This window comes from Clostridium sp. C8-1-8, assembly GCF_009928445.1.
In the GTDB taxonomy this organism is placed as follows: Bacteria; Bacillota; Clostridia; order Clostridiales; family Clostridiaceae; genus Clostridium_AR.
This window is the reverse complement of sequence record NZ_JAABNO010000040.1, coordinates 1-19,558: the sequence shown is the minus strand read 5'-3', so window position 1 is coordinate 19,558 and position 19,558 is coordinate 1. Positions and strand designations below refer to the sequence as shown.

Here is a 19,558-nt window from a genome sequence, read left to right as displayed (position 1 = left end):
AAATTATTATTTATCCAGTTCAAAATAAAACACCACCAATATATATAACGCTCTAAATCTTTTAGTTTTCCATCCTTTAATTAGCCTTCTAATATTAGTAAGCGTTATTTTAAATCATTCCCAACATATAAATATACCACTCCATATAAAATTTATATCTTCAAACTATCCGCCTAGAACTCCGACCAGAACTCCCAATAGTTTTGAAAATAACTATCCCATGAAGTGGTACACTTTTATTATTGAATATTCTTTCTTAACATAACTTCCATTTAACTTATCTCATTACCTTATTGATTATAAAGTTCTTCTTTCAATACATCTACAAATAATACATATTTGATTTTATATATTCTAATTACTTTTCTTCACCCTAACCTTTTTTGCAGTACCTAAGATTCCCATCTTAATACTGATAGAAAAACTTACTACAAAGTAAAGTAGTATCACAACTAAATTGCCAATTATATTATTAAACTCTTGATTCTTTATTATGATTTTATCCATAGCCATCATATATGAGCCGGTAGGTAAAATAGATGCTATACGCTGCAAGCCTTCTGGCACAGTCTCTAAGGGGAACCATAATCCTCCCAGCGGAGACAGTAACATTATTATAAAGAAGGATAATCCAATAGCACTAATTCTCGACTTGGCCACAATAGATACTAGTAGGCCAATTGATGCTGTTGCTAGAATAAACGCTACATTGATCAATACTAATAAAAATACATTGCCTATGGGAACATTTAAAAAAGCATGTCCTATCGAAAAGAATATTACAAATTGTAAAAATGCTAATAACCCTATATAAACTAATTTAGACAAAAATATGGTAGTGAAACTAGCTGGAGAAAGAGATAACCTTGTCATTGTACCAGTTAACTTTTCTTCTAATATGTTTCCAGATCCCCAAAGGATACCAAGAAATAAAATAAACATCGCTGTCATTCCACAGGTGGTTTGGTTAAAGCTAGACATTGTTTGACTTTTTTTAGCAGTACTAATATATTCTTTCACTAACTGTATGGCATCATTATTTCTGCCATCAAGATATTTTGTGGCTTCATTCACTAAGTTATCAGGATTTGTATTTGGATTCAATTTTAGTCCTACATTTACTGTTGTTAGCACACTAGTAATCTTAGTATTAAATTTTTCAATAAAATTATTTGTAATTCCTTCAATGGCAGAAGCATTTATCGGCCTTGTGTTATCTATAATAAATCTTATCTTTGCTTCTCCTTTTTCTTGATCTTTATCAAAGCCTTCTGGTATTACAATAAACCCTATTATTTTGCCATCTTTTAATTCTTTTTTTGCAGTATCTTCATCATTATATTTATTAATAGTTAGAGCATCAACAGATTTTAAGTTTTTTACTAAGGCGCTTATAATCGGTTTATCTCCATCTTTATTTATAATCCCCAGGCCATATTTTGTTTCAGTATCCTTAAACGCGTACCCCATTATAAATATAATAAATATCGGCACTAAAAATAAAATAACTAGAACTCCTAAATTTTTCTTTAAGCTATAAAATTCCTTTCCAAGCAAAGTGAAAAAATTCATTCTCTTAGCCCCCTTCCAGTAAAGTAAAAGAACACATCTTCTAAGCTTGGTTTCTTAAAATCTATATTCTTTATATCTAAATTTAAGGACATTGATATCTTCACTAAGTCTTCAAGTATGTTCTTTTCATTATTAGATATAATCTTCACTTTATTTTCTTGAACATCCACTGATTCCACTGATGGAATATTCTTTACCTCATTAATGAAGCTTTCATCCAAACTATAAAATTCAATGGTATAGATTTTAGAATTACAATAACTTTTTATTAGACTATTTACAGACCCCTCTGCTATGACCTTACCAGTATCTATAATAAGAACTCTATCGGACAATCTTTCTACTTCATCAACATAGTGAGAGGTTAATATTATGCTCTTACCTTGTTCTCTTAAGGAGTTAATTATATCCCATATACCGCTTCTACTTTGAGGATCTATACCTACAGTGGGCTCATCCATTATAATTAATGCTGGATCGTGAAGTATAGCTGCTGCAATATTTACTCTTCTTTTCATTCCTCCTGAAAGCTTCTTAATCTCAGTCTTCTTCTTTTCACTTAAATGTACATCTTTAACAAGCTTTTCAACTACAGCATTTAATTTATTGCCTCTAATGCCATATAACTTCCCTATTAATCTCAAATTCTCTTCCACTGTCATATCTTCGTATAAGCTTATATCCTGAGGAACAACACCTAATCTTGTTTTATAAGCTTTACTTCCTAAGACAACATTATCTTCAAATTTGACAGTACCTGAATCAGCTTTCAATAATCCAGTAATTACATTAAAAGTTGTTGACTTCCCTGCTCCGTTTGGACCTAGTATCCCTAACACTTCACCCTTATTAACATGAAAGGTCAAGTTGTCCAAAATCTTCTTTTCACCAAAGGTCTTGTTTACATTTTCTACTTGAATTAAACTTTCACTCATTTTTTTACCTTCCTTGAATACTATAAAATCTTAGCCATATAATAATAACCATCTTTAACCGAAATATTTAACTATATTATCCATATTAATTACTACCTTCTTCCCTATGCCTCTAATACTTGCTCCTCTCTCTGAATTTTATCACTATCTATTTCAAACTCTTCAGTATAGATGGATTATGATTTTCTTATTAATAAAATCACATTTTTTACTTACGTTAATTAAATTTAAGATTAGATGAAAACAACTCAAACCCATAAACTTCTTTACATAAATGTATTAATTTTACATAAATTCTAGTCTTATTATATATTTATTAAATTATTAGTCAAGTGATTATTTGCCTCCATTAGAAGCGAGGATTTTTATTAGTTCTGTTAAGAGCAGTGTCGATATTAACTACAACCTGGAAAATTGCTTAAGATAAAGTCATAGGTCTGATTGGTATACCAGCGGCAGAGTCAGTAAAACATAATTTAGAGATATTAATCACAGCGATGAAAGGAAAAATTTCTAAACTACCTTGAAGAAGTATTTGTTTTAGATTCCCTTGCTACAGAAATGCAAATTAAGATATGGAGAACAGGCTTTTATGATGGACAGCCTTCCTATATTATGAGCATTATAAAATATACGGAAATACAAAGTATTAATAAAACAAAAAATAATGATTTATCGTATTAATAAGTAGTACACTTTAGGAGGTATGCTTATGAAAAAAATCACACTATTTATAATTTCTTTAACTCTATCTTTGGGATTAATTACTGGTTGTTCCTACACAAAAACAAAGGTAGTGACTAAGAGCGAACCAGTGAACACAAGCAAACAAGAGCAAGACATCAGAGAAAAGGCATATAACCAACTGTCCACAAAAGACAAGGAAAGAATAGCCGGAACGTGGAAAGATGGGAAACTATCTAAAGTAGTTCTAAAAGAAGGTATGGGAAACCTTAAAGATAAGAGTTACATTGGTAAAGAAGTATATTCTATAGATTTCCCTACCAAAAGTAACGCAATGCCCAATAATATGATTGTGTTTTTTAGTACAGATAATATCAAGTTTATAGGTTATGGTTTGGTAGATTAGCTTTAAGTTGTTTTTACTTGCCTTATTTAAAATATGTTTCAAAACCATTGTTTACAATATATGCTCCCTTAGGAACTTGAACTGCTACTAAACAGAGGTTTAAACAATCAGCACAAGAACCCATTGCATTTATCAAACAAAGAAAAATAGTGAAGCCATTTAGCAATCCTAAGGCCTTTAGTAAGAATGGCAACACAATTGATAATAAGAAAAATGGCATGATTGAAATAATTAAGAATCTCCCTTTCTTAATTTTTTCAGTTGTAAATACAAATCCGTTGAAACCATTAATTCCCCAATAGGTTTTATCTGATTGTAGAAAATTAGGTATAAAGCATGCATGAAGTAATTCATGTACTAACATAAACATACCAATGATAGCCAAGTACAATAGTGCCCATGGACTTATATTAAAGGTGAAATTTACATGTTCAGTAGCTAAAAATCCTTTCAATGGTGTATATAAGTTATATGAAATTAATAATGAAATAGCACCATTAAAGAATATAAACGGTATTGAAAAAAACATTGTTTGTCCCATGCTAGAAGGTTCTTTCAGTTTTCTCCATCCTTCAGCTATTAATCTATTGCTTAACTCCATATCTGTGGATGGCATTTTTTTAATATATCTCATAAACTATATTCTCCTAATAAACTATAAAAACCACTTTATCTATAATTTATTATAATGAACATAAATAAATCATTCAAACATTTTCCATAATAAGTGCATAACGCAAAAAATTCACTAAAGAAAATTCCTTTAGCGAACTTTAAATGTAAAGGCCTAATCAAGCCTTTTGACTTTTCCTATATGCTTCTATAAGTGCATCAATTTGCTCTAACGTAAGTATTTCAGTTAATATCTTAGCTGCAGCTTTTCCAACTCTTATATCATAGGCTTCTCTATTTTCTTCAGTAGGCGGATTGATTGTAATGTTGAATTCATAGTTAGAAGCTCTTCTTCCCATACCTTCCCCCTGAGTATATATCCTATTACTTATAATATGTATTTCTACCGCTGATGTTCTTAAATAATAAATATTGAACTTATATTACTGCTTGACTTGCTTCTATCAATAATTTATTAACAATCTTACACCTTTGTCTCAAAAGACTTTATTCCCTACATGATATAGGAATTTCATATGGTCCTAATGACTAGCTATAACTTACTTATTTTTTAATCCTTTATAGAAGTTATTCCACAAATAATTAAGTTATATTTTCTATTTACCAAACTAAGAAAAGAGAAATCTTTTAAAAACTTCCAATTTTCCAACCTTTGCTTTACAATAAAAATCAAAGGTATTATATTTTCGAGTAAATTATTATCTAAATAAACTATTTGAATTCTTCTTACTTTAAAGGATGTGATCATATGCTTTCCCTAAAAGATCAAGCTGAAATAAATCGTATAGGATTAGTTACCGGTCTTTTAACCAAAAATGATGTTATAAATTGGGCTGACAAAATTATAGAATCAGAAGAAACTATTGATTACGAAATTATCGAAGTTTCTCTACTGCAAAGTTATCCTAATGAAAGTATTGCATCAAAGCTATTCGAAGTTAAAGGTATCTCTAGTGATGAAAATAATATAAATACCTTCCTTGGTCTGTGCTCAAATGCCTACATAAAGAAAAAATTCACAGCGTATGAAATGTGCGATATTCTATATAGATTAGTTTCCTCACAAATTAACTTACATATAAGTTCCCATATAGAACAAAAGATTCATTATTTGTCAGATGGATATTATCTAGCATCAGAAGGTACCTATGGCGATTTAAACGAAATCTGCATGGACTTACATCTGTTCTTAAATAAATACGCTAAATATGCAAATACTTTTAATTCACTATTCCTTTAATAATAACAAAGTATTAGAAGATAACTCATAATATTTATTATCTATTGAGGTGTATAAATGAAAAATAAGCTTTTAGACAAAATTGAACAACTTGGTGGAATGAACAGTACTCATGATATATTAGTAAGCATTGATGATTTTTTTGAAGGAAATACCATAGAGTATTCCTTTGCAGCCAATGCCTGTGACACAGATTTTAATGTTAATGAATTTTATAATATATTTAAGAAGATAAAAGATTTCGATACTGTTCAAGATATCTGGATAATGATAACAGATGTAGATGAGGAATGGCCTTATTCTGACACAGCCTTCATTGCTTTAAATAATATTATACAAGAATCTGATATAAATGAATGGCTTGGCAAAGGTTACCCAAGTGAAATCCGTGAAGTAAACTTGAAAGATGAACCATCTATTCCTATCCCTTACCTAAAAGATGGTTACAAGCTTCTTTCACTATGGTGGGACTGATTATAACATACTTAGGTTAACAATAGAATTGGAGAAAAAAATGCTACACATTGAGAATATGAACTCAAAGCAACTTGATGAATTAATTTCTGAATATAACTGGGATGATGGTTTTATTATCCCCTATGTATTTATAACTGATATTTGTGCTTAGTACTATTTTAACATAATAGATTAGTTCAACATTTTCGCTTATATTGGTAGTTTCTAGATTGATTATTTAAATAAATATATGGCTTAATTATAAATAGATTGACTAGTTTCTAAAGTGTAGTTTAATTAACACCCTTTATAACATCACAAAACTTAATAAGAATTTCATAAAACGAATCAAAACACACTGTAGATTATGAAGAGAGGTAATATTATTGGAACAACTAAGAGAAAAACTAAAGGATTTAATAACCATTTATTATGATGAAGGTTTATTCATTGGAAGTATAGATCAGTCATTAATTGATGATATTGAGATTAAACTAAGAGTTACCCTTCCTGAAAGCTATAAATGGTACGTAAAAAACTACGGCAGCGGAGGAATAGGAACCCATATAATTGGAGCAGTAACAAAGCAAAATTTACCGGTTGTAAATAGTACAGAAAGATATCGTTGCTATAATATGCCTGATGGTCTAGTTGTTGTAGCAGATGTTGGTGAATGGGTATATTGCTTGGATACCAATAGAATGAAGAATTGTGAATGTCCAGTAATAACTTGGTCAATGCATGATAAAGATGGCATAATAGATATAAATAACAACTTTTATGAATTTTTGCTAGAATCTCTTAATGAAGCTATAGATAATCTTTAGTGTTATAAATCTATGTCTTTAATTGTGATACTAATACCCCCTACACCAACGTATTCAGATCTATCTTTTTCATTAAACCGCTAAGTGTAATTAAGCTTTATTACTCATCATACAATATACAATTACTTTGGAGGACTTTATGATTGAAAACAATATAGTTGAAGCTACTAATAATTTTATATCAACTGCAGAGAAAATAACTTGGTTTTCTAAATGCAGCACTCCTAATGATAACTACACAGTTGCTTCTAATTTCGTTGAGGCTTGGGATTCATGGAATGAAAATATGCTTAATGTATGGTCAAGAGAAGTGACTATCCTAGAAAATATAGCAATAAAAAATATAGGTAATGATAGCATTGATTATATATTTGATATAATTTCTGATAAATTAGGTCCTATAATAGGAAAATGTTTTTATGAGTTTCAATGTAGACTAGATGATATGGGTTTAGATAGTGAAGATTATGGACTCTGTTTTGAAATAATTGATTTTATAAAGAGAGATACAGCGTGGGCTTGTATAGAATCAATACTTGCTATGAAAGGATTCTTTTCAAAAGTCTTTAAGATTAACTCTAGTGGTAGATGGGCATGCTCTTGGGATGGTTCTTATCCTGATGGACACTTTGTAATTATGTGATTAAGATCATTCTCTACTATTTATACACAAACTACCTTAATCATTAAACTCAAACTTTTATAAATCTATGAGGCTTTTTTTGATACATTTCAGAATTAATATTATGTATATATAAGTTGTATTTAATGTATTTTATCAATTAGCATACTAAAAAACTTAGTTCAATACTTTCTATGAATAAATATTTTTAATAAATTTAACTAATAACACTTAAATAGGAGGATACTATGCCGAAAAACATAGCTGGAAAAGAAGAAGAAATTATTAAAAATTTCTGCAGTGAGATTATTAATGCTATCTCTGATGGTAACTACTCTACAGTCTTTGAAAAGGTAGATGAAGCTAAAGATTGGGATGTAACGTTACTATCTGATGTAATAGAGCATTTTAAAGAGGATAATGATTTACAAGGAATAGATAAGTATGATGTTCCATGTACTTTTAATCCTAAATACTCAGATGGAAGTAAGTATAAACAAGAAGATATATTCCTCTTTAATGATAATAGTGGTTTTGGCTATGAATACCATATTACCACAGACGGAGCTCCAAATGACTTAGTGCTAAGTCTTCAATTCATATTTGAAGGAGAACATTTAAAAGTTATCTTTGAAAGTGGTATAACTGTATAGGTTATGCTAATTAATTCATAATTGTTTATTATACAAATATAAGAACTTCTATTATTTCATATTATTTAAAATAAAATATATTGTATTTATTGAGGTAAATAAATTGAAAAAATATGTCTTAAGATACTGGTTTGAGCATGGTGGTACATGCCTCTGGTCAGTAAGTGAAAATGCAAAAAATAAGTTCGGTTATCCTATAGATAATAGTAAACTACCTATTTCAATAGATTTGATTAATGAGTTGTATGAGCTAGAGAAAGAATATCACAGCTTTCTTGATTGGGACTACCCTCCTAATCCCTCTCCTTGGACTATAGAACAAAAGCACATCTTTAAAGATCGTGCAAACAATGCCTACTTGAAACTGTTATCAGAACTTGGAAGCAATTTTGAAATCATCAACGATATAGATAACTGCTTAAGGTAATATTATAAATACTTTTACACTCCTATTATATATTATGAGAAGACTTGAGAGGTGATTATGATGAAAAACAAGAAAATAACGCTATCTCCAAAAGAATATAGTTTATTAGAAAAATCTATTAGAGGTGATACAACCTTATCTCATAGACTACCTAGAAATCTTCCAATCAGTAAAAATGATTTGATTATGGAAATATTAGAAGAAATACGTAGCTTTGAGTATGACGAAGATGGAGAAACACCTTTAGAGTACAGAATATATGAGAATGGCAGAAACCTATTACAATTAATAACTGAAAAGATATACCCTACTGAATCCAGCAGATATATAAAGTACCTATCAGATGAAGATTTAGTTGAACTTAGTGATATAGAAGAAGATATTATGCTAGAGATAGATCTTATATAAGCAATCCACACAATCTGTTACATCAGATAATTCAATGAAAATACATTATTAAATTTATAAAAATATAGGAGGTAACAATGAGCAACTATCCAATAGATATAGAAAAGTTTCATAACACCATTTTTAGTTTAAAAGGTATTAACTCAATAGAGAGCGGAATAAATGATTTAGAACCGTTAGATTCTGAATTATTAAAACTGCATGAATACTCACATCTACCACAGGCCACTCTCCTAAGGACTAATGGTGGTCTTAAAAACGAAGTGCTTGTGCAATTCGAATTTACCTTGGACAATTCAATTGAAAGTCTTAACTCACTTGAATTTATAACATGGTTTATAAATGATAAGGCAAGATCTGGTGTGAAAATCCAGCTAAGACCACACGCACTTGTACCTGTAACCCCTTATGGCAGACAACTAGGAAGAACCTTAAAATTTCACATTGATCTATTCGTAGATGGTGTAGAAGAGACATTAGAACCAGTATTCAAGGTTATTAGTGAACTTAATAAGTCACTTAGCTTGTTTATCAACTTATATGATATACCCACAAAAGGTTAATGTTACATAACAATCAAATCTGATAATATTCTTAACTTAGTAGCTGCAGCAGACTATTAACTATATCTTCTAGTGGTATTAGATATGTAATAGTAATAATTTAGAAAGTAAATATAAAGCTCTATGGAGGGAACTATGGAAGATTACGAGAACACTATTGGATCGGTGAGAATAGATATGACCAACTTATATACTCTATACTTAAACAGGAATGGACTAAGTAATTATGAATTAAGATGCTTTACGAAACAATCTAAATCTTTAATTATTCCCTTGATTAATATAAGGACTCCACGCCAAAGATTCAAAGTACTCATTAAATCCTAAACTATATTTTACAAGAAAAGAGGTCTCCTAATAATGAACTTAGAAAATCAAGCAACTATCTTCTCTATATTTCACGATGGGATCTTTGCAAACTTCAAAACAAACAGTGAAGATATTGAATTTACAATTGAAATACACTACTTAGCCCAGGTGATGCACCCTAGCTTTAATTTATTTAAAGGTGTATTTAAAAATTGTACCAAATTTGAATATCATGTATGGGGCGAAGAAAACAGTATTATATATACTTTAGACACCTTAATTAAATTGGATCTTGAGATTAATGATGCAAAGGTTGTGGATGATCATATAGAAATAATCTGTTTAACTGATGATAACAATCACGGAGGAAACTTACTTATTAAAGCTGAGGATATAATCCTCTCTGATGAAGACGATCATATCATTACCGTTAATAAGCTAACTGAAATATGCAAAGCCTACTGGGATAGTTTTAGTAAGCTTTAAGAACTATCTTTATAACTACAATTTGCTTAAATAAAGTTTGTTGTATCTGGAGGCGCTTGGTGAATAAAAGAATTATGCTAAAAGTTTTAGTTATATCAATATTTATTGTTATTGCTGGTTTGATTTATTACTACAATCAGAAACCTACAGTGTCAATAAATAGCAATAACGTTAAGGCTATATGGTGTACATATAGGGATAAGGAAGGTGAACATAACCTTCAAGTTGATGATTGTGATAAAGAAATTATATTGTCTGAAATTAATAAGATGAAGAAAGGTCGTTATGAAGGAGAAATAGGAACAATAGGTTACACCTTTATTATAAAGCTTGTGGATGGAAAAGAATTCAACCTATATGAAAACACCTCCACTACAGTAACTATAAGAAGGGACACCTTCTTTATTAATATAAAAGCACCTAAGACTGCAGAATTTATTAATAAATTTCTTACTAAAAATAATATTGAGAGGTGATAACTATGGATTTTCATGCTTTCTCTGCCCTAAGGTGGATGCTAGGCGATATAGATGGACAAGTAAAAAATGGGTATGCTTCAAATAATCAAGATAACATAAAATTATTAGGTTTTATCTCTATGCCTTCCTTTGATCCGATAATTAATTGGGAAATTTTCAAGTCAGCCACTAATGGTACTAAGGAATACTTTGTTGCTAAAACTTACTGGGATGCTCTTAATGATTTTAACAAATTTAACTCACTCCAAGCTGAAATTAAAACAAGTGATTATCCATCTTCTTCAAAAGCCCTAGATATAAAGCCAACAATTGTAAGCAATATACATAGTTTAAGCTCTGATTTTGCTGAAACCATAATAGATAAATTAAAAAGCATTAAAATCAGCCCATTTCCTAGTAATGCCCCAATTGGATGTGATGGAACATTCTACGAATTATCCTTGAAAGAATCATTTCATAACTTAGATATACGTTGGTGGGACAACGGTCCTGAAAATTGGTCCGAATTGACTATTTATATTAAGAAGCTTATAGATATATTTAATGAAATCATAAAAGCTAATAAAATTGAATAATAATAAAGATACATATTACTTTAACCAGAAAAATGCAAATTATATTTGATTTTTTATATAACATTAATCGCACCCTAAGAATTTGCTGCTTATTTTTCCATAGCTTAATAAAGAGGTGATAAACCTGAAAGCTGCAATCTACTCTAGAAAATCTGTTTTCACCGGAAAAGGCGAATCCGTAGAAAACCAGATTAACCTCTGCAAGGAATATGCTAAAACTCATATGCCGGAAATTGAAGAGTTTATAGTATATGAGGATGAAGGCTTCTCTGGTGGTAATATGAACAGGCCCAAATTTAAGAAGCTTTTAGCTGATGCAAAAAGCAAGAAGTTCAATGTGCTTATCTGTTATAGGTTAGATCGTATCAGTAGAAATGTTGCTGACTTCTCCTCTACTTTAGAAATGCTGCAGCATAACAACATAGCTTTCATTAGCATTAAGGAGCAGTTTGATACCAGCACCCCTATGGGTAAAGCCATGGTTTACATTGCCTCCGTATTTGCTCAGCTTGAGAGAGAAACCATAGCAGAAAGAATACGTGACAACATGCTTGAGCTTGCAAAAACCGGTAGGTGGCTTGGTGGCCAGTGCCCTTTAGGCTTTGAAAGTGAACAAGTGGTTTATATTGATGATGAATGCAAAGAAAGAACCCTTCATAAACTATCTCCCATAGAAGATGAGCTCCGCATAGTTAAACTAATCTATGACAAATACTATGAAACAAGCTCCATTCATAAAGTGCTAAAACACCTTTTAGCTGCCAATATAAAAGGTAAAAATGGCGGTGACTTTGCTCCCATGAGCATTTCTGATATTTTGAAAAACCCAGTGTATGTAGAGTCTGACCAAAAGGTTTTTGATTATCTTAAAGAAAAAGGAATGAAGGTCTTTGGAGAAGCTAATGGCAATGGTATTTTAGTGTACAATAAGAAAAGCTCTAAAAGCATTGATCGAGATATATCAGATTGGATTGCCACTCCATCAAAACATAAAGGTATAATTTCCTCAAGTAAATGGCTCTATGTTCAGCATATACTAGAAAAAAACTCAAAGAAAAGCAGCCTAAGGCAAGGAACCTCAAAGAAGTCTCTTCTGTCAGGGATATTAAAATGCGCCAGATGTGGTGCTCCTATGAGAATAGTATATGGAAGGTCTAAAAAAGACGGTTCTGATAAAATATATTACTATATGTGCACCATGAAGGCTCATAGTGGTAAAACAAGATGTGATAACCCTAACATAAGAGGTGATCTTCTAGAAAATCAGATTATTAAGCAAATGCTTGGTATGAATATAGATATAATCATTAAGGAAATTATTCAATATAGCCTTCAAAGTAAGAAAGCTTCACCTCCTGAAATCATAAAGAACATTAACCTAGATATAGAAGAAAAAATAAAAGAAATGAATTCACTCCTTACTCAGATTTCAAAATTAGAGAGCTCTACAGCCCAAGAGTTCATGCTGAAGAAAATAGATTCCCTTGGCAAAGAGATTAATAGCTTAAAATTAGAGCTAGAAGATCTAGAGAAGAAAAAATATGAAAACACTCTAAATGATTTAAACACTTCTATAATGCTTCAGGCCTTAAAAGAGTTCCAACAATTCTTCAAAAGTGTAGAAAATCTTAGAAACGACGAAGATTCTATAAAAAAGAAGCGATATCTCCTTGAACGTGCCATCGATAAAATAACGGTAGATGGAGAAACCAAAGATGTTAATATAGATCTTTGGGGAGCTAAAAATATTTAAACTCCCCTTTTAAATCTATTAGCATAAAGTCGCAATACAGTAAGCCTTGCATGTTTATGTCCCGGGAAATCAATATCCCTATGCCTGCTTACCTTGTCTGTTACATTAATAAGATCTCCTGCTCCCAGTGCGATTAGTTCCTCTGAAGCGGTATACCTTCCATTGTTCCTCATTATCCCGCCTACATTACCTAATCCAAGCAAAAGATCAGTTTTTTCAAAAATGTGTACTTCTGCTCCAGCTTTCTTAGCTGCAATTGCTGCTGCGCATCCAGCCCAGCCTCCACCTATTACAACTACCTTCATATAAATCTTCTCCCCTCAAAAATATTCCTTGGATCTGTCTGCACCTTACATAGTCTCTTTACTCTGTGCCCCTGGAACCTTGCAGTACAGCTACCACAAACCCCTTCACCACAGCACATCTTAGCATTGTTGCAGCAGGACACCTTTACATCTTTCTCATTGATGCTATCTAAATACTCAATAACCTTATAGCTCAGTATATCCGCACCAGCTACATGAATAAGCTTAACTCCATTCTTTATAGCTTCCTCTATGGTCTTCTTTATCTCATCACTAAGCTTACCCTTATCAATGGTATTAATCTCTTCATAGCCATCAGTATATTGAGCAAGGTATTCATCTACATATACTTCTTTATAGGGAGACTTATCCATTATTATCTTTAAAGCATTATTGTTATTTGACAACTTCCTAATAACAGGAATTGCTGGTGCCATACCTATGCCTCTGGCAATAACCAATGCTTTGCTATCCTTCAATTCATTTATCGATTTCAGACCAAATACTCCGTTCCAGTAAGGCCCTCTAATAACCATCTCATCATCTATCTTTATATCTAATAATTTCTTTGTTTTAATTCCCCTTATTTCAATCATTAATGACACTAAGTCGGTTTCTATATCCGATTCCATAATAGATATTGGCACATCGAAATAGAAGTTTTCATCAGTTCGTATAAATACATAACTACCAGGATGGACTAAATCTAAGGCAAGCTTGTGTGGGGCAATGAACCTTATAAGTAATACATCTCCTTCAAGGTGAGCTACTTCCTTTACCTTACATCTAAACGTCTCTCTACCCTTTTTAGCCACATTCCCATTGTTACTAAACTCTTGATATATACAAACACCTTTCCAACTCAGGCAATCACAAAAACACTTCCCATGGAGCTGCGAGCAAAGTATGCATTCCCCAGCTTCTGCTAAATGACAAGGGCATGCTTCTGTTATATAAAAGCAGCTTTTCTAAGCACTTTCATCTTCACTCGCTAAATCCTAATAATATACAAAACCTCCATAAGCTTAATGATAAAATAATTATGTAATTCTATCCTCGCAGCATCACAGCCTAAAAAAATAGAGGCTAACACTTAATTTGATAATTAAGTAATTATATGGCATAATAAAATAATTCCCAAAGAAGTCTACTATTCACTTCTACAAATTAAAATCCTAACTTTATAATATCTACAATATGGAGGTTTAAAATGATGAGAACATTGCAATCAAAGCACTTACTCTTAAGACCACTCACCTTTAATGAATTGTTATCTTTACAGAACAATGAATTAGGTTCCTTGGAAATATTTATAGAAGCAGAAGCATTATCTGATTCTATCCAATCAGCCATAGCTAAGAAAATAGAAAACATGAAAATTGTTAGTGCTGAAGTGCATCAGTGGTATACTTATTGGCTTATTATGGACAAAGCTAATGGAAAAGGAATTGGATTTATTGGCTTTAAAGGCTTTTCTGATGAAGATAGTTATTTAGAAGTTGGCTATAGCATTTCTCCTAATTATAGAAAAAGAGGTTTTATGACAGAGGCTTTAGAAGCACTAGTAAACTATGCGCATACCTTTGAATCTATTAAAGGTATCACTGCAAAGAATGTTTTAAAAAATAATTATGGTTCTATAAAAGTATTGAATAATTGCAATTTTAAATTGGTAGGTTGTACAAATGAAAAATATAGTTATCTACTTAAATTTGAATAAAGCAGATAATTTTCATTGATATAGATACAATATTATTTCTACAGTAATTTATACAAGCTATAAAGTTAGGCTCTGTTTAATAATATTGTTATATTCAAGTTGTTGGGAACCATATGCTAAAAAAGAGCATCTAGAATTAACCGCTTTTTTCAGATGTACTAGATTTAAGACCAATACCTTCATTATCAGAGATTCTTACTCACGTGCCTTTACTAAAGTATGTTAAGAATTTCTGGCATGAAACATATCAAAGCCTAGGCTGATTGACTGTTTAATTTCAACATAGTACTATCCCGATCCAAAAGTTGATTTAGAGGTGATTAAAACTATGAAAAAAATCCTAAAAGAATCAGATTTAATAATTTTAAGGACAACTATAGAAGCTGACTTGGATTTTGTAATAACTGCGGAAAAGGAACCTTATAACGCGCAGTTTGTTGGTCAATGGACAAAAGAACAACATAAGGCTTCATTAATGCAAGAAGATATCTTACATCTTATAGTTGAAGATAAAGGTTCTAAAACTCCAGTTGGATATGTAATTATTGCTGGTGCAACAAATCCTAATAGAAACATTGAATTTAGAAGGATTGTAATATGTAAAAAAGGTACTGGCTTTGGACGAGAAACTCTAAAGTTAGTAAAAGAACTTGCTTTTGAAGATCTTAAGGCTCACAGGCTGTGGCTTGATGTTAGACAAAAGAATATAACTGCTCAAAGCCTCTATAAATCTGAAGGTTTCACTGAGGAAGGTCTCTTAAGAGAATGTATTTTATATAATGGAGATTATGAATCTCTCATAATAATGTCGATTTTGGAAAATCAATATATCAAATGTAAAGGATAGTTTTCTTGAAAACAAACTTAAAAAATCTGGACAGCCTATAAGCTTCAAGCTTCTTATCAAGGTAAAAATTTCAGGTTTTTCAGGAAATACTTTTTAATAGCGCTCTGTCTAATAGGTCTTATCCTTGTCTCGCTACTTAGATATTTCACTTAAGCTCCTACTGCTCTTTTTCAAAAACTAAATCGAAGCTTTTTATTCTTCCTTCATGATTAAAATTGGATGGTATTGCTGCTACAAATCTCCAACCTCTTGAACTATAGTTATCGATTAATTCTCTATGATTTGAAGAAACCAAATAGCCTTCTGCTTTCGCTTCAACATAAATATATTTATACACTTCTCCTACCCCATTCCTACATTTATTATGTAATTATATTTATAAATCTACATTAATTACACTGGAATTATATCACATATAAGGTTAAAAGCTACACAAAAAGCGACTACTCTTCATATACTTATTTATCTCTCTGTAGCTTAACTTAAAAATGGCGACAAGCTTGTATGCTTGCCACCCAAAATCAAATAATCTATTTACCAGCTACACTAAGTATGTGCCTCATAAAATTTTTTTTAATTAGACCTTAATTTTCAAGATGATAGTTTACAAATAAAAATTTAAAGCCATATTGCTCTAAATAATAATAGATAAATTTTCCACAGTCACTTAATTATGAGTATATATCTGAGAACTCTATACTTATTCTTTCCACGTTAGTCTGTGAATTCATCTCTCTCACCACATTATTTTGCTCTTCTATACGCTCTGCTGGTAATACTATTGAGAATTCTGTTCCTTCACCTACTTTGCTCTTAACAGCTATAGTACCTCCGTGAAGTTCTATTAGTGCTTTAACCAATGATAGGCCAATTCCAGTTCCTTGGGCTCTATTTAATCCTCCATCAGCTTGTCTATATCTTTCAAATATAAGATTTAGCTTCTCTTCTTCTATTCCAATCCCCGTATCCTTTACAATTATATTTATTCTATCTTCCAAGTCTCCAATATACACAAATATCATGTCTCCAGCTTTTGTAAACTTAATTGCATTAGAAAGCAAATTTAATATTATCCTCTCTAATTTATCGTGGTCAAAAGCCATAAACTTTTCCTCAATATCTGTATCAAAAACTATGTTTACATTTTTACTTTCACAATAGGTCACTACAGACATAGTGATATCTTCAACAATCTCAACTATATTCCCATTATGCCTATTCAATTCAAAGAAACCGGAGTCAATCTTGGATAAATCAATGAGATTATTAACTAATCTTAAGAGTCTATAGCAATTTTGTTTTATAGTCTTGTGATAACTCTGAACTTTTTCTATGGAACTTACTATAGTTTTTTCTGTATTATAAAAGCCCAATATTTGAATTGAGCCTAATATTACGTTTAATGGTGTACGAAGTTCGTGAGAAACATTTGCAAAGTGCTCTGTTATAAGTTTATTCAAATTTAATGTATCCTCAAGCTGCTTTCCTTTCTCCTCTATATCTACTGATAGCTTTTCTACCTTCTTTTTATCAGTCAAATCCTTCATGACTATTAGAACAGAAGGAGTTCCTTGGTATAGTATCCTAGTGCCTTTAACTTTCACAAAGATACGTTTTCCATCCAAGGTAAAAAACATTGTATTTTTAACAGAAGTATCTCTTTTACTATTAATCATGTCTATAATCAAAGATCTACAAACATTTAGATCTTCTTTATCAATATTATCAAATACATCTGTCCTAAGCATTTCTTCAACACTTGAAAAACCGAACATTTTTGCAGCGGTTTCATTAGAAAATACCTGTTTCTTATTAGAATAAATAAAGATAGCATCACTAGAATCCTCGATTAAAATCTTATAACACTCTTCACTATTGATTAATGCTTCCTCGAACTTGATTCTTAGTTCATCTTGTTGCTCTAACTTATTAGTTATATCAGCTAATGCTAAACTAATATTATCAAATGGTTCCCTTAATCCGATTTGTACTATAGCTTTATATCTCATATAAAACGCTATAGTCCTAAGAACAAAGGCAATGGTATTTTCAATAGAATGGTTATGGTTAAAAAATATGAACAGCAACTCATTTGTAATATTAAAAACTATTGATAGCTCCATATAGAAAACTAAGCCTCTATTTATTTTATTTAAGCTTTTGTGAAATATTATTAGCGTTGTGAGAAATATAATTACTATAATTACTCTACTTATCTTATTAAAAGGTGTAATACCTACTGCTCCGATATAATTAACTGGAAAGTTTCTAAAGACATAAACACTTAGAATAATAGAAATGAAACAAATTAGATATATTAGCTTTACTACTGTTATATTTAACTTTTTTTTATCTCTATATAATACTATACTAGATACAAAAACTGTTATACTTCCAACGTATCTTCCTATAAGCCAAAGACTTGCTGCTAAGTTATTAGCTTCTAATCCAAATAAGCCTACATTTAAATATGAAACTGTATGTAGGACATCTACCATACCCACAACAAGAGATCCTATTCCTAAAATCATGAAAAAATCACTTTTTGCTATTCTATAGGTATTATAGGCAAATAGATATATAGCGAAGCATATTATTATACCTATAAACATAACAATACTATGAAAAAATAAATAGTCTATTTTTACCATTTGCAGTGAAGCTACTATACTTAAAAATAATAGTAGTAAACACTTTATAATCTCATTTTTCATATTAAACTCTTCAAAATTATTGACAACTTCTTTTGCTTTTTTAATCATTTTATCACCTACACTTATAAATTTTGTTCTCTATCTTTATCTTTGTATATTTAAATTTAAATTTTTTAATAAACATCATAACTATAAGTGGTTTTATAGTTTAGTAAATAAAAATTAGCGTATTTGTTGTTTTCCCATATCTTTATCAAAGAAATTATATTTTCTATAAATAAAAAAACAAGCTACATCAAAACAGATGGCTTGCATAAAAGAAAAACTCTTATAATTATCCCTTTCCAAGATAACTTTAATAAATTAAACTATATCCAGTTAAATATGAAATTTCCTTCAGCCCATCTATCTAGTCAATAGCTTCTAAGTCATAAGTCTAGCTATACATGTAGATTTGTATCTAACCTTGTAACTTATAACTATTTTTATTTTTCAAATATAACTTCTATGATTGTATCTATTATATTTTAACTATCTCCTCCATTCTCTATAAATTTATTAACTTACCCTCCTCTCCCTATAAAAATTTCATCAAGTTATATTTTCTTGATTAACCATATTATAGCAGTTTATTACATACAAGTGTTATGCCATTGTAATAATTCTGTAATATATTGAGTTTATCTTTAAACTAAATAAAAAAAGCTCGCTGAAGTGGCCTTCTTCAGCAAGCTTTTTCGCGCATCTGCATTTTCCAATAAATTTGAGGAAATTCTTGCAGACTAATGTTCTTTGTTTTTTACCGTATTAGTAAATTCTTAGGTTTTGATCTAAATGTCTTATATGAGTTTTGAAGATCAATTTGTATTTTGGGACAAAAGCTCCGTACCCCTGTACCATTTTAAACACAAAAAAGACTTCACAAAATGTGAAGTCCTTTTATACCATCAAGGTATTTATTCACCTAGCGACCACTTACTCTCCCACACAGTCGCCCATGCAGT

22 protein-coding genes and 1 pseudogene are annotated in these 19,558 nt (G+C 30.7%); 15 read left to right on the top strand and 8 right to left on the bottom strand.

Features of this window, described 5'->3' with window-relative positions:
• Window positions 1-354: 354 nt before the first annotated feature.
• Both GXK57_RS24125 and GXK57_RS24120 read right to left on the bottom strand, forming a co-directional pair.
• Window positions 355-1,572 (bottom strand): ABC transporter permease, encoded by a 1,218-nt coding sequence (locus tag GXK57_RS24125; protein WP_160680572.1) that lies wholly within the window; start codon window positions 1,570-1,572, stop codon window positions 355-357.
• Entirely contained in the window at window positions 1,569-2,507 is a 939-nt protein-coding gene (locus tag GXK57_RS24120) for an ABC transporter ATP-binding protein (protein ID WP_160680571.1), read from the bottom strand. The genes GXK57_RS24125 and GXK57_RS24120 overlap by 4 nt, the downstream gene beginning before the upstream one ends.
• 712 nt (window positions 2,508-3,219) lie before the next feature.
• On the opposite strand from GXK57_RS24120, the gene GXK57_RS24115 reads away from it, so the two are divergent.
• Entirely contained in the window at window positions 3,220-3,597 is a 378-nt protein-coding gene (locus tag GXK57_RS24115) for a hypothetical protein (protein ID WP_160680570.1), read from the top strand.
• Between the two features lie 22 nt (window positions 3,598-3,619).
• Here the strand turns inward: GXK57_RS24115 and GXK57_RS24110 are convergent, their stop codons facing one another.
• A complete protein-coding gene (locus GXK57_RS24110) occupies window positions 3,620-4,231 on the bottom strand; it encodes a DUF3267 domain-containing protein (protein ID WP_160680569.1) in 612 nt (203 codons plus the stop codon).
• Between the two features lie 157 nt (window positions 4,232-4,388).
• A complete protein-coding gene (locus GXK57_RS24105) occupies window positions 4,389-4,568 on the bottom strand; it encodes a 4-alpha-glucanotransferase (RefSeq protein ID WP_160680568.1) in 180 nt (59 codons plus the stop codon).
• Between the two features lie 410 nt (window positions 4,569-4,978).
• Between GXK57_RS24105 and GXK57_RS24100 the strand changes: the two genes are divergently transcribed.
• The 12 genes from GXK57_RS24100 (at window position 4,979) to GXK57_RS24045 (ending at window position 13,028) form a co-directional block, all read left to right on the top strand.
• Complete coding sequence (locus tag GXK57_RS24100) at window positions 4,979-5,470, top strand: hypothetical protein (protein ID WP_160680567.1); 492 nt, start codon at window positions 4,979-4,981, stop codon at window positions 5,468-5,470.
• A gap of 57 nt (window positions 5,471-5,527) precedes the next feature.
• Entirely contained in the window at window positions 5,528-5,944 is a 417-nt protein-coding gene (locus tag GXK57_RS24095) for a hypothetical protein (RefSeq protein WP_160680566.1), read from the top strand.
• A gap of 368 nt (window positions 5,945-6,312) precedes the next feature.
• Window positions 6,313-6,753 (top strand): SMI1/KNR4 family protein, encoded by a 441-nt coding sequence (locus GXK57_RS24090; RefSeq protein WP_160680565.1) that lies wholly within the window; start codon window positions 6,313-6,315, stop codon window positions 6,751-6,753.
• A gap of 139 nt (window positions 6,754-6,892) precedes the next feature.
• Window positions 6,893-7,396 carry a hypothetical protein gene (locus GXK57_RS24085; RefSeq protein WP_160680564.1) on the top strand — a complete coding sequence of 168 codons (504 nt, stop codon included), beginning with the start codon at window positions 6,893-6,895 and terminating at the stop codon, window positions 7,394-7,396.
• Between the two features lie 227 nt (window positions 7,397-7,623).
• Window positions 7,624-8,028, top strand: coding sequence for a hypothetical protein (locus GXK57_RS24080; RefSeq protein WP_160680563.1), 405 nt, complete (start codon window positions 7,624-7,626; stop codon window positions 8,026-8,028).
• 103 nt (window positions 8,029-8,131) lie between these two features.
• Complete coding sequence (locus GXK57_RS24075) at window positions 8,132-8,455, top strand: hypothetical protein (RefSeq protein ID WP_160680562.1); 324 nt, start codon at window positions 8,132-8,134, stop codon at window positions 8,453-8,455.
• A 57-nt stretch (window positions 8,456-8,512) separates the two neighbouring features.
• Window positions 8,513-8,863: a hypothetical protein gene (locus tag GXK57_RS24070; RefSeq protein ID WP_160680561.1), complete on the top strand. Its 351-nt coding sequence runs from the start codon at window positions 8,513-8,515 to the stop codon at window positions 8,861-8,863.
• 77 nt (window positions 8,864-8,940) lie between these two features.
• Window positions 8,941-9,426: a hypothetical protein gene (locus GXK57_RS24065; RefSeq protein ID WP_160680560.1), complete on the top strand. Its 486-nt coding sequence runs from the start codon at window positions 8,941-8,943 to the stop codon at window positions 9,424-9,426.
• A gap of 360 nt (window positions 9,427-9,786) precedes the next feature.
• Window positions 9,787-10,221, top strand: a complete 435-nt coding sequence (locus tag GXK57_RS24060; RefSeq protein ID WP_160680559.1) for a hypothetical protein — start codon at window positions 9,787-9,789, stop codon at window positions 10,219-10,221.
• 59 nt (window positions 10,222-10,280) lie between these two features.
• Window positions 10,281-10,697, top strand: a complete 417-nt coding sequence (locus GXK57_RS24055; protein WP_160680558.1) for a hypothetical protein — start codon at window positions 10,281-10,283, stop codon at window positions 10,695-10,697.
• 5 nt (window positions 10,698-10,702) lie between these two features.
• Window positions 10,703-11,275: a hypothetical protein gene (locus GXK57_RS24050; RefSeq protein ID WP_160680557.1), complete on the top strand. Its 573-nt coding sequence runs from the start codon at window positions 10,703-10,705 to the stop codon at window positions 11,273-11,275.
• A 124-nt stretch (window positions 11,276-11,399) separates the two neighbouring features.
• A complete protein-coding gene (locus GXK57_RS24045; RefSeq protein ID WP_160680590.1) occupies window positions 11,400-13,028 on the top strand; it encodes a recombinase family protein in 1,629 nt (542 codons plus the stop codon).
• A gap of 47 nt (window positions 13,029-13,075) precedes the next feature.
• Here the strand turns inward: GXK57_RS24045 and GXK57_RS24040 are convergent.
• Window positions 13,076-13,333 (bottom strand): annotated as a pseudogene (locus GXK57_RS24040) (FAD-dependent oxidoreductase); the annotation flags it as partial.
• Window positions 13,330-14,286 carry a sulfide/dihydroorotate dehydrogenase-like FAD/NAD-binding protein gene (locus tag GXK57_RS24035; protein WP_160680589.1) on the bottom strand — a complete coding sequence of 319 codons (957 nt, stop codon included), beginning with the start codon at window positions 14,284-14,286 and terminating at the stop codon, window positions 13,330-13,332. The gene GXK57_RS24035 and the pseudogene GXK57_RS24040, both read right to left, overlap by 4 nt.
• Window positions 14,287-14,543: 257 nt before the next feature.
• Here GXK57_RS24035 and GXK57_RS24030 point away from each other — a divergent pair, with 257 nt between their 5' ends.
• Both GXK57_RS24030 and GXK57_RS24025 read left to right on the top strand, forming a co-directional pair.
• Window positions 14,544-15,053, top strand: a complete 510-nt coding sequence (locus tag GXK57_RS24030; protein ID WP_160680555.1) for a GNAT family N-acetyltransferase — start codon at window positions 14,544-14,546, stop codon at window positions 15,051-15,053.
• Window positions 15,054-15,381: 328 nt separating this feature from the next.
• Window positions 15,382-15,900: a GNAT family protein gene (locus GXK57_RS24025; protein WP_160680554.1), complete on the top strand. Its 519-nt coding sequence runs from the start codon at window positions 15,382-15,384 to the stop codon at window positions 15,898-15,900.
• Between the two features lie 157 nt (window positions 15,901-16,057).
• On the opposite strand, the gene GXK57_RS24020 is transcribed toward GXK57_RS24025, so the two are convergent.
• Together GXK57_RS24020 and GXK57_RS24015 are read right to left on the bottom strand one after the other, a co-directional pair.
• On the bottom strand, window positions 16,058-16,237 hold the full coding sequence (locus GXK57_RS24020) for a DUF4177 domain-containing protein (RefSeq protein ID WP_160680553.1): 180 nt from the start codon (window positions 16,235-16,237) through the stop codon (window positions 16,058-16,060).
• Between the two features lie 334 nt (window positions 16,238-16,571).
• Window positions 16,572-18,662, bottom strand: a complete 2,091-nt coding sequence (locus GXK57_RS24015) for an MASE3 domain-containing protein (protein WP_160680552.1) — start codon at window positions 18,660-18,662, stop codon at window positions 16,572-16,574.
• Between the last annotated feature and the right edge of the window lie 896 nt (window positions 18,663-19,558).

Bases quoted from the DNA above. Each gene is read 5' to 3' on its own strand.
- GXK57_RS24125 (WP_160680572.1), bottom strand. From the start codon at position 1,572: ATGAATTTTTTCACTTTGCTTGGAAAGGAATTTTATAGCTTAAAGAAA.
- GXK57_RS24120 (WP_160680571.1), bottom strand. From the start codon at position 2,507: ATGAGTGAAAGTTTAATTCAAGTAGAAAATGTAAACAAGACCTTTGGT.
- GXK57_RS24115 (WP_160680570.1), top strand. From the start codon at position 3,220: ATGAAAAAAATCACACTATTTATAATTTCTTTAACTCTATCTTTGGGA.
- GXK57_RS24110 (WP_160680569.1), bottom strand. From the start codon at position 4,231: ATGAGATATATTAAAAAAATGCCATCCACAGATATGGAGTTAAGCAAT.
- GXK57_RS24105 (WP_160680568.1), bottom strand. From the start codon at position 4,568: ATGGGAAGAAGAGCTTCTAACTATGAATTCAACATTACAATCAATCCG.
- GXK57_RS24100 (WP_160680567.1), top strand. From the start codon at position 4,979: ATGCTTTCCCTAAAAGATCAAGCTGAAATAAATCGTATAGGATTAGTT.
- GXK57_RS24095 (WP_160680566.1), top strand. From the start codon at position 5,528: ATGAAAAATAAGCTTTTAGACAAAATTGAACAACTTGGTGGAATGAAC.
- GXK57_RS24085 (WP_160680564.1), top strand. From the start codon at position 6,893: ATGATTGAAAACAATATAGTTGAAGCTACTAATAATTTTATATCAACT.
- GXK57_RS24080 (WP_160680563.1), top strand. From the start codon at position 7,624: ATGCCGAAAAACATAGCTGGAAAAGAAGAAGAAATTATTAAAAATTTC.
- GXK57_RS24070 (WP_160680561.1), top strand. From the start codon at position 8,513: ATGATGAAAAACAAGAAAATAACGCTATCTCCAAAAGAATATAGTTTA.
- GXK57_RS24065 (WP_160680560.1), top strand. From the start codon at position 8,941: ATGAGCAACTATCCAATAGATATAGAAAAGTTTCATAACACCATTTTT.
- GXK57_RS24060 (WP_160680559.1), top strand. From the start codon at position 9,787: ATGAACTTAGAAAATCAAGCAACTATCTTCTCTATATTTCACGATGGG.
- GXK57_RS24050 (WP_160680557.1), top strand. From the start codon at position 10,703: ATGGATTTTCATGCTTTCTCTGCCCTAAGGTGGATGCTAGGCGATATA.
- GXK57_RS24030 (WP_160680555.1), top strand. From the start codon at position 14,544: ATGATGAGAACATTGCAATCAAAGCACTTACTCTTAAGACCACTCACC.
- GXK57_RS24025 (WP_160680554.1), top strand. From the start codon at position 15,382: ATGAAAAAAATCCTAAAAGAATCAGATTTAATAATTTTAAGGACAACT.
- GXK57_RS24015 (WP_160680552.1), bottom strand. From the start codon at position 18,662: ATGATTAAAAAAGCAAAAGAAGTTGTCAATAATTTTGAAGAGTTTAAT.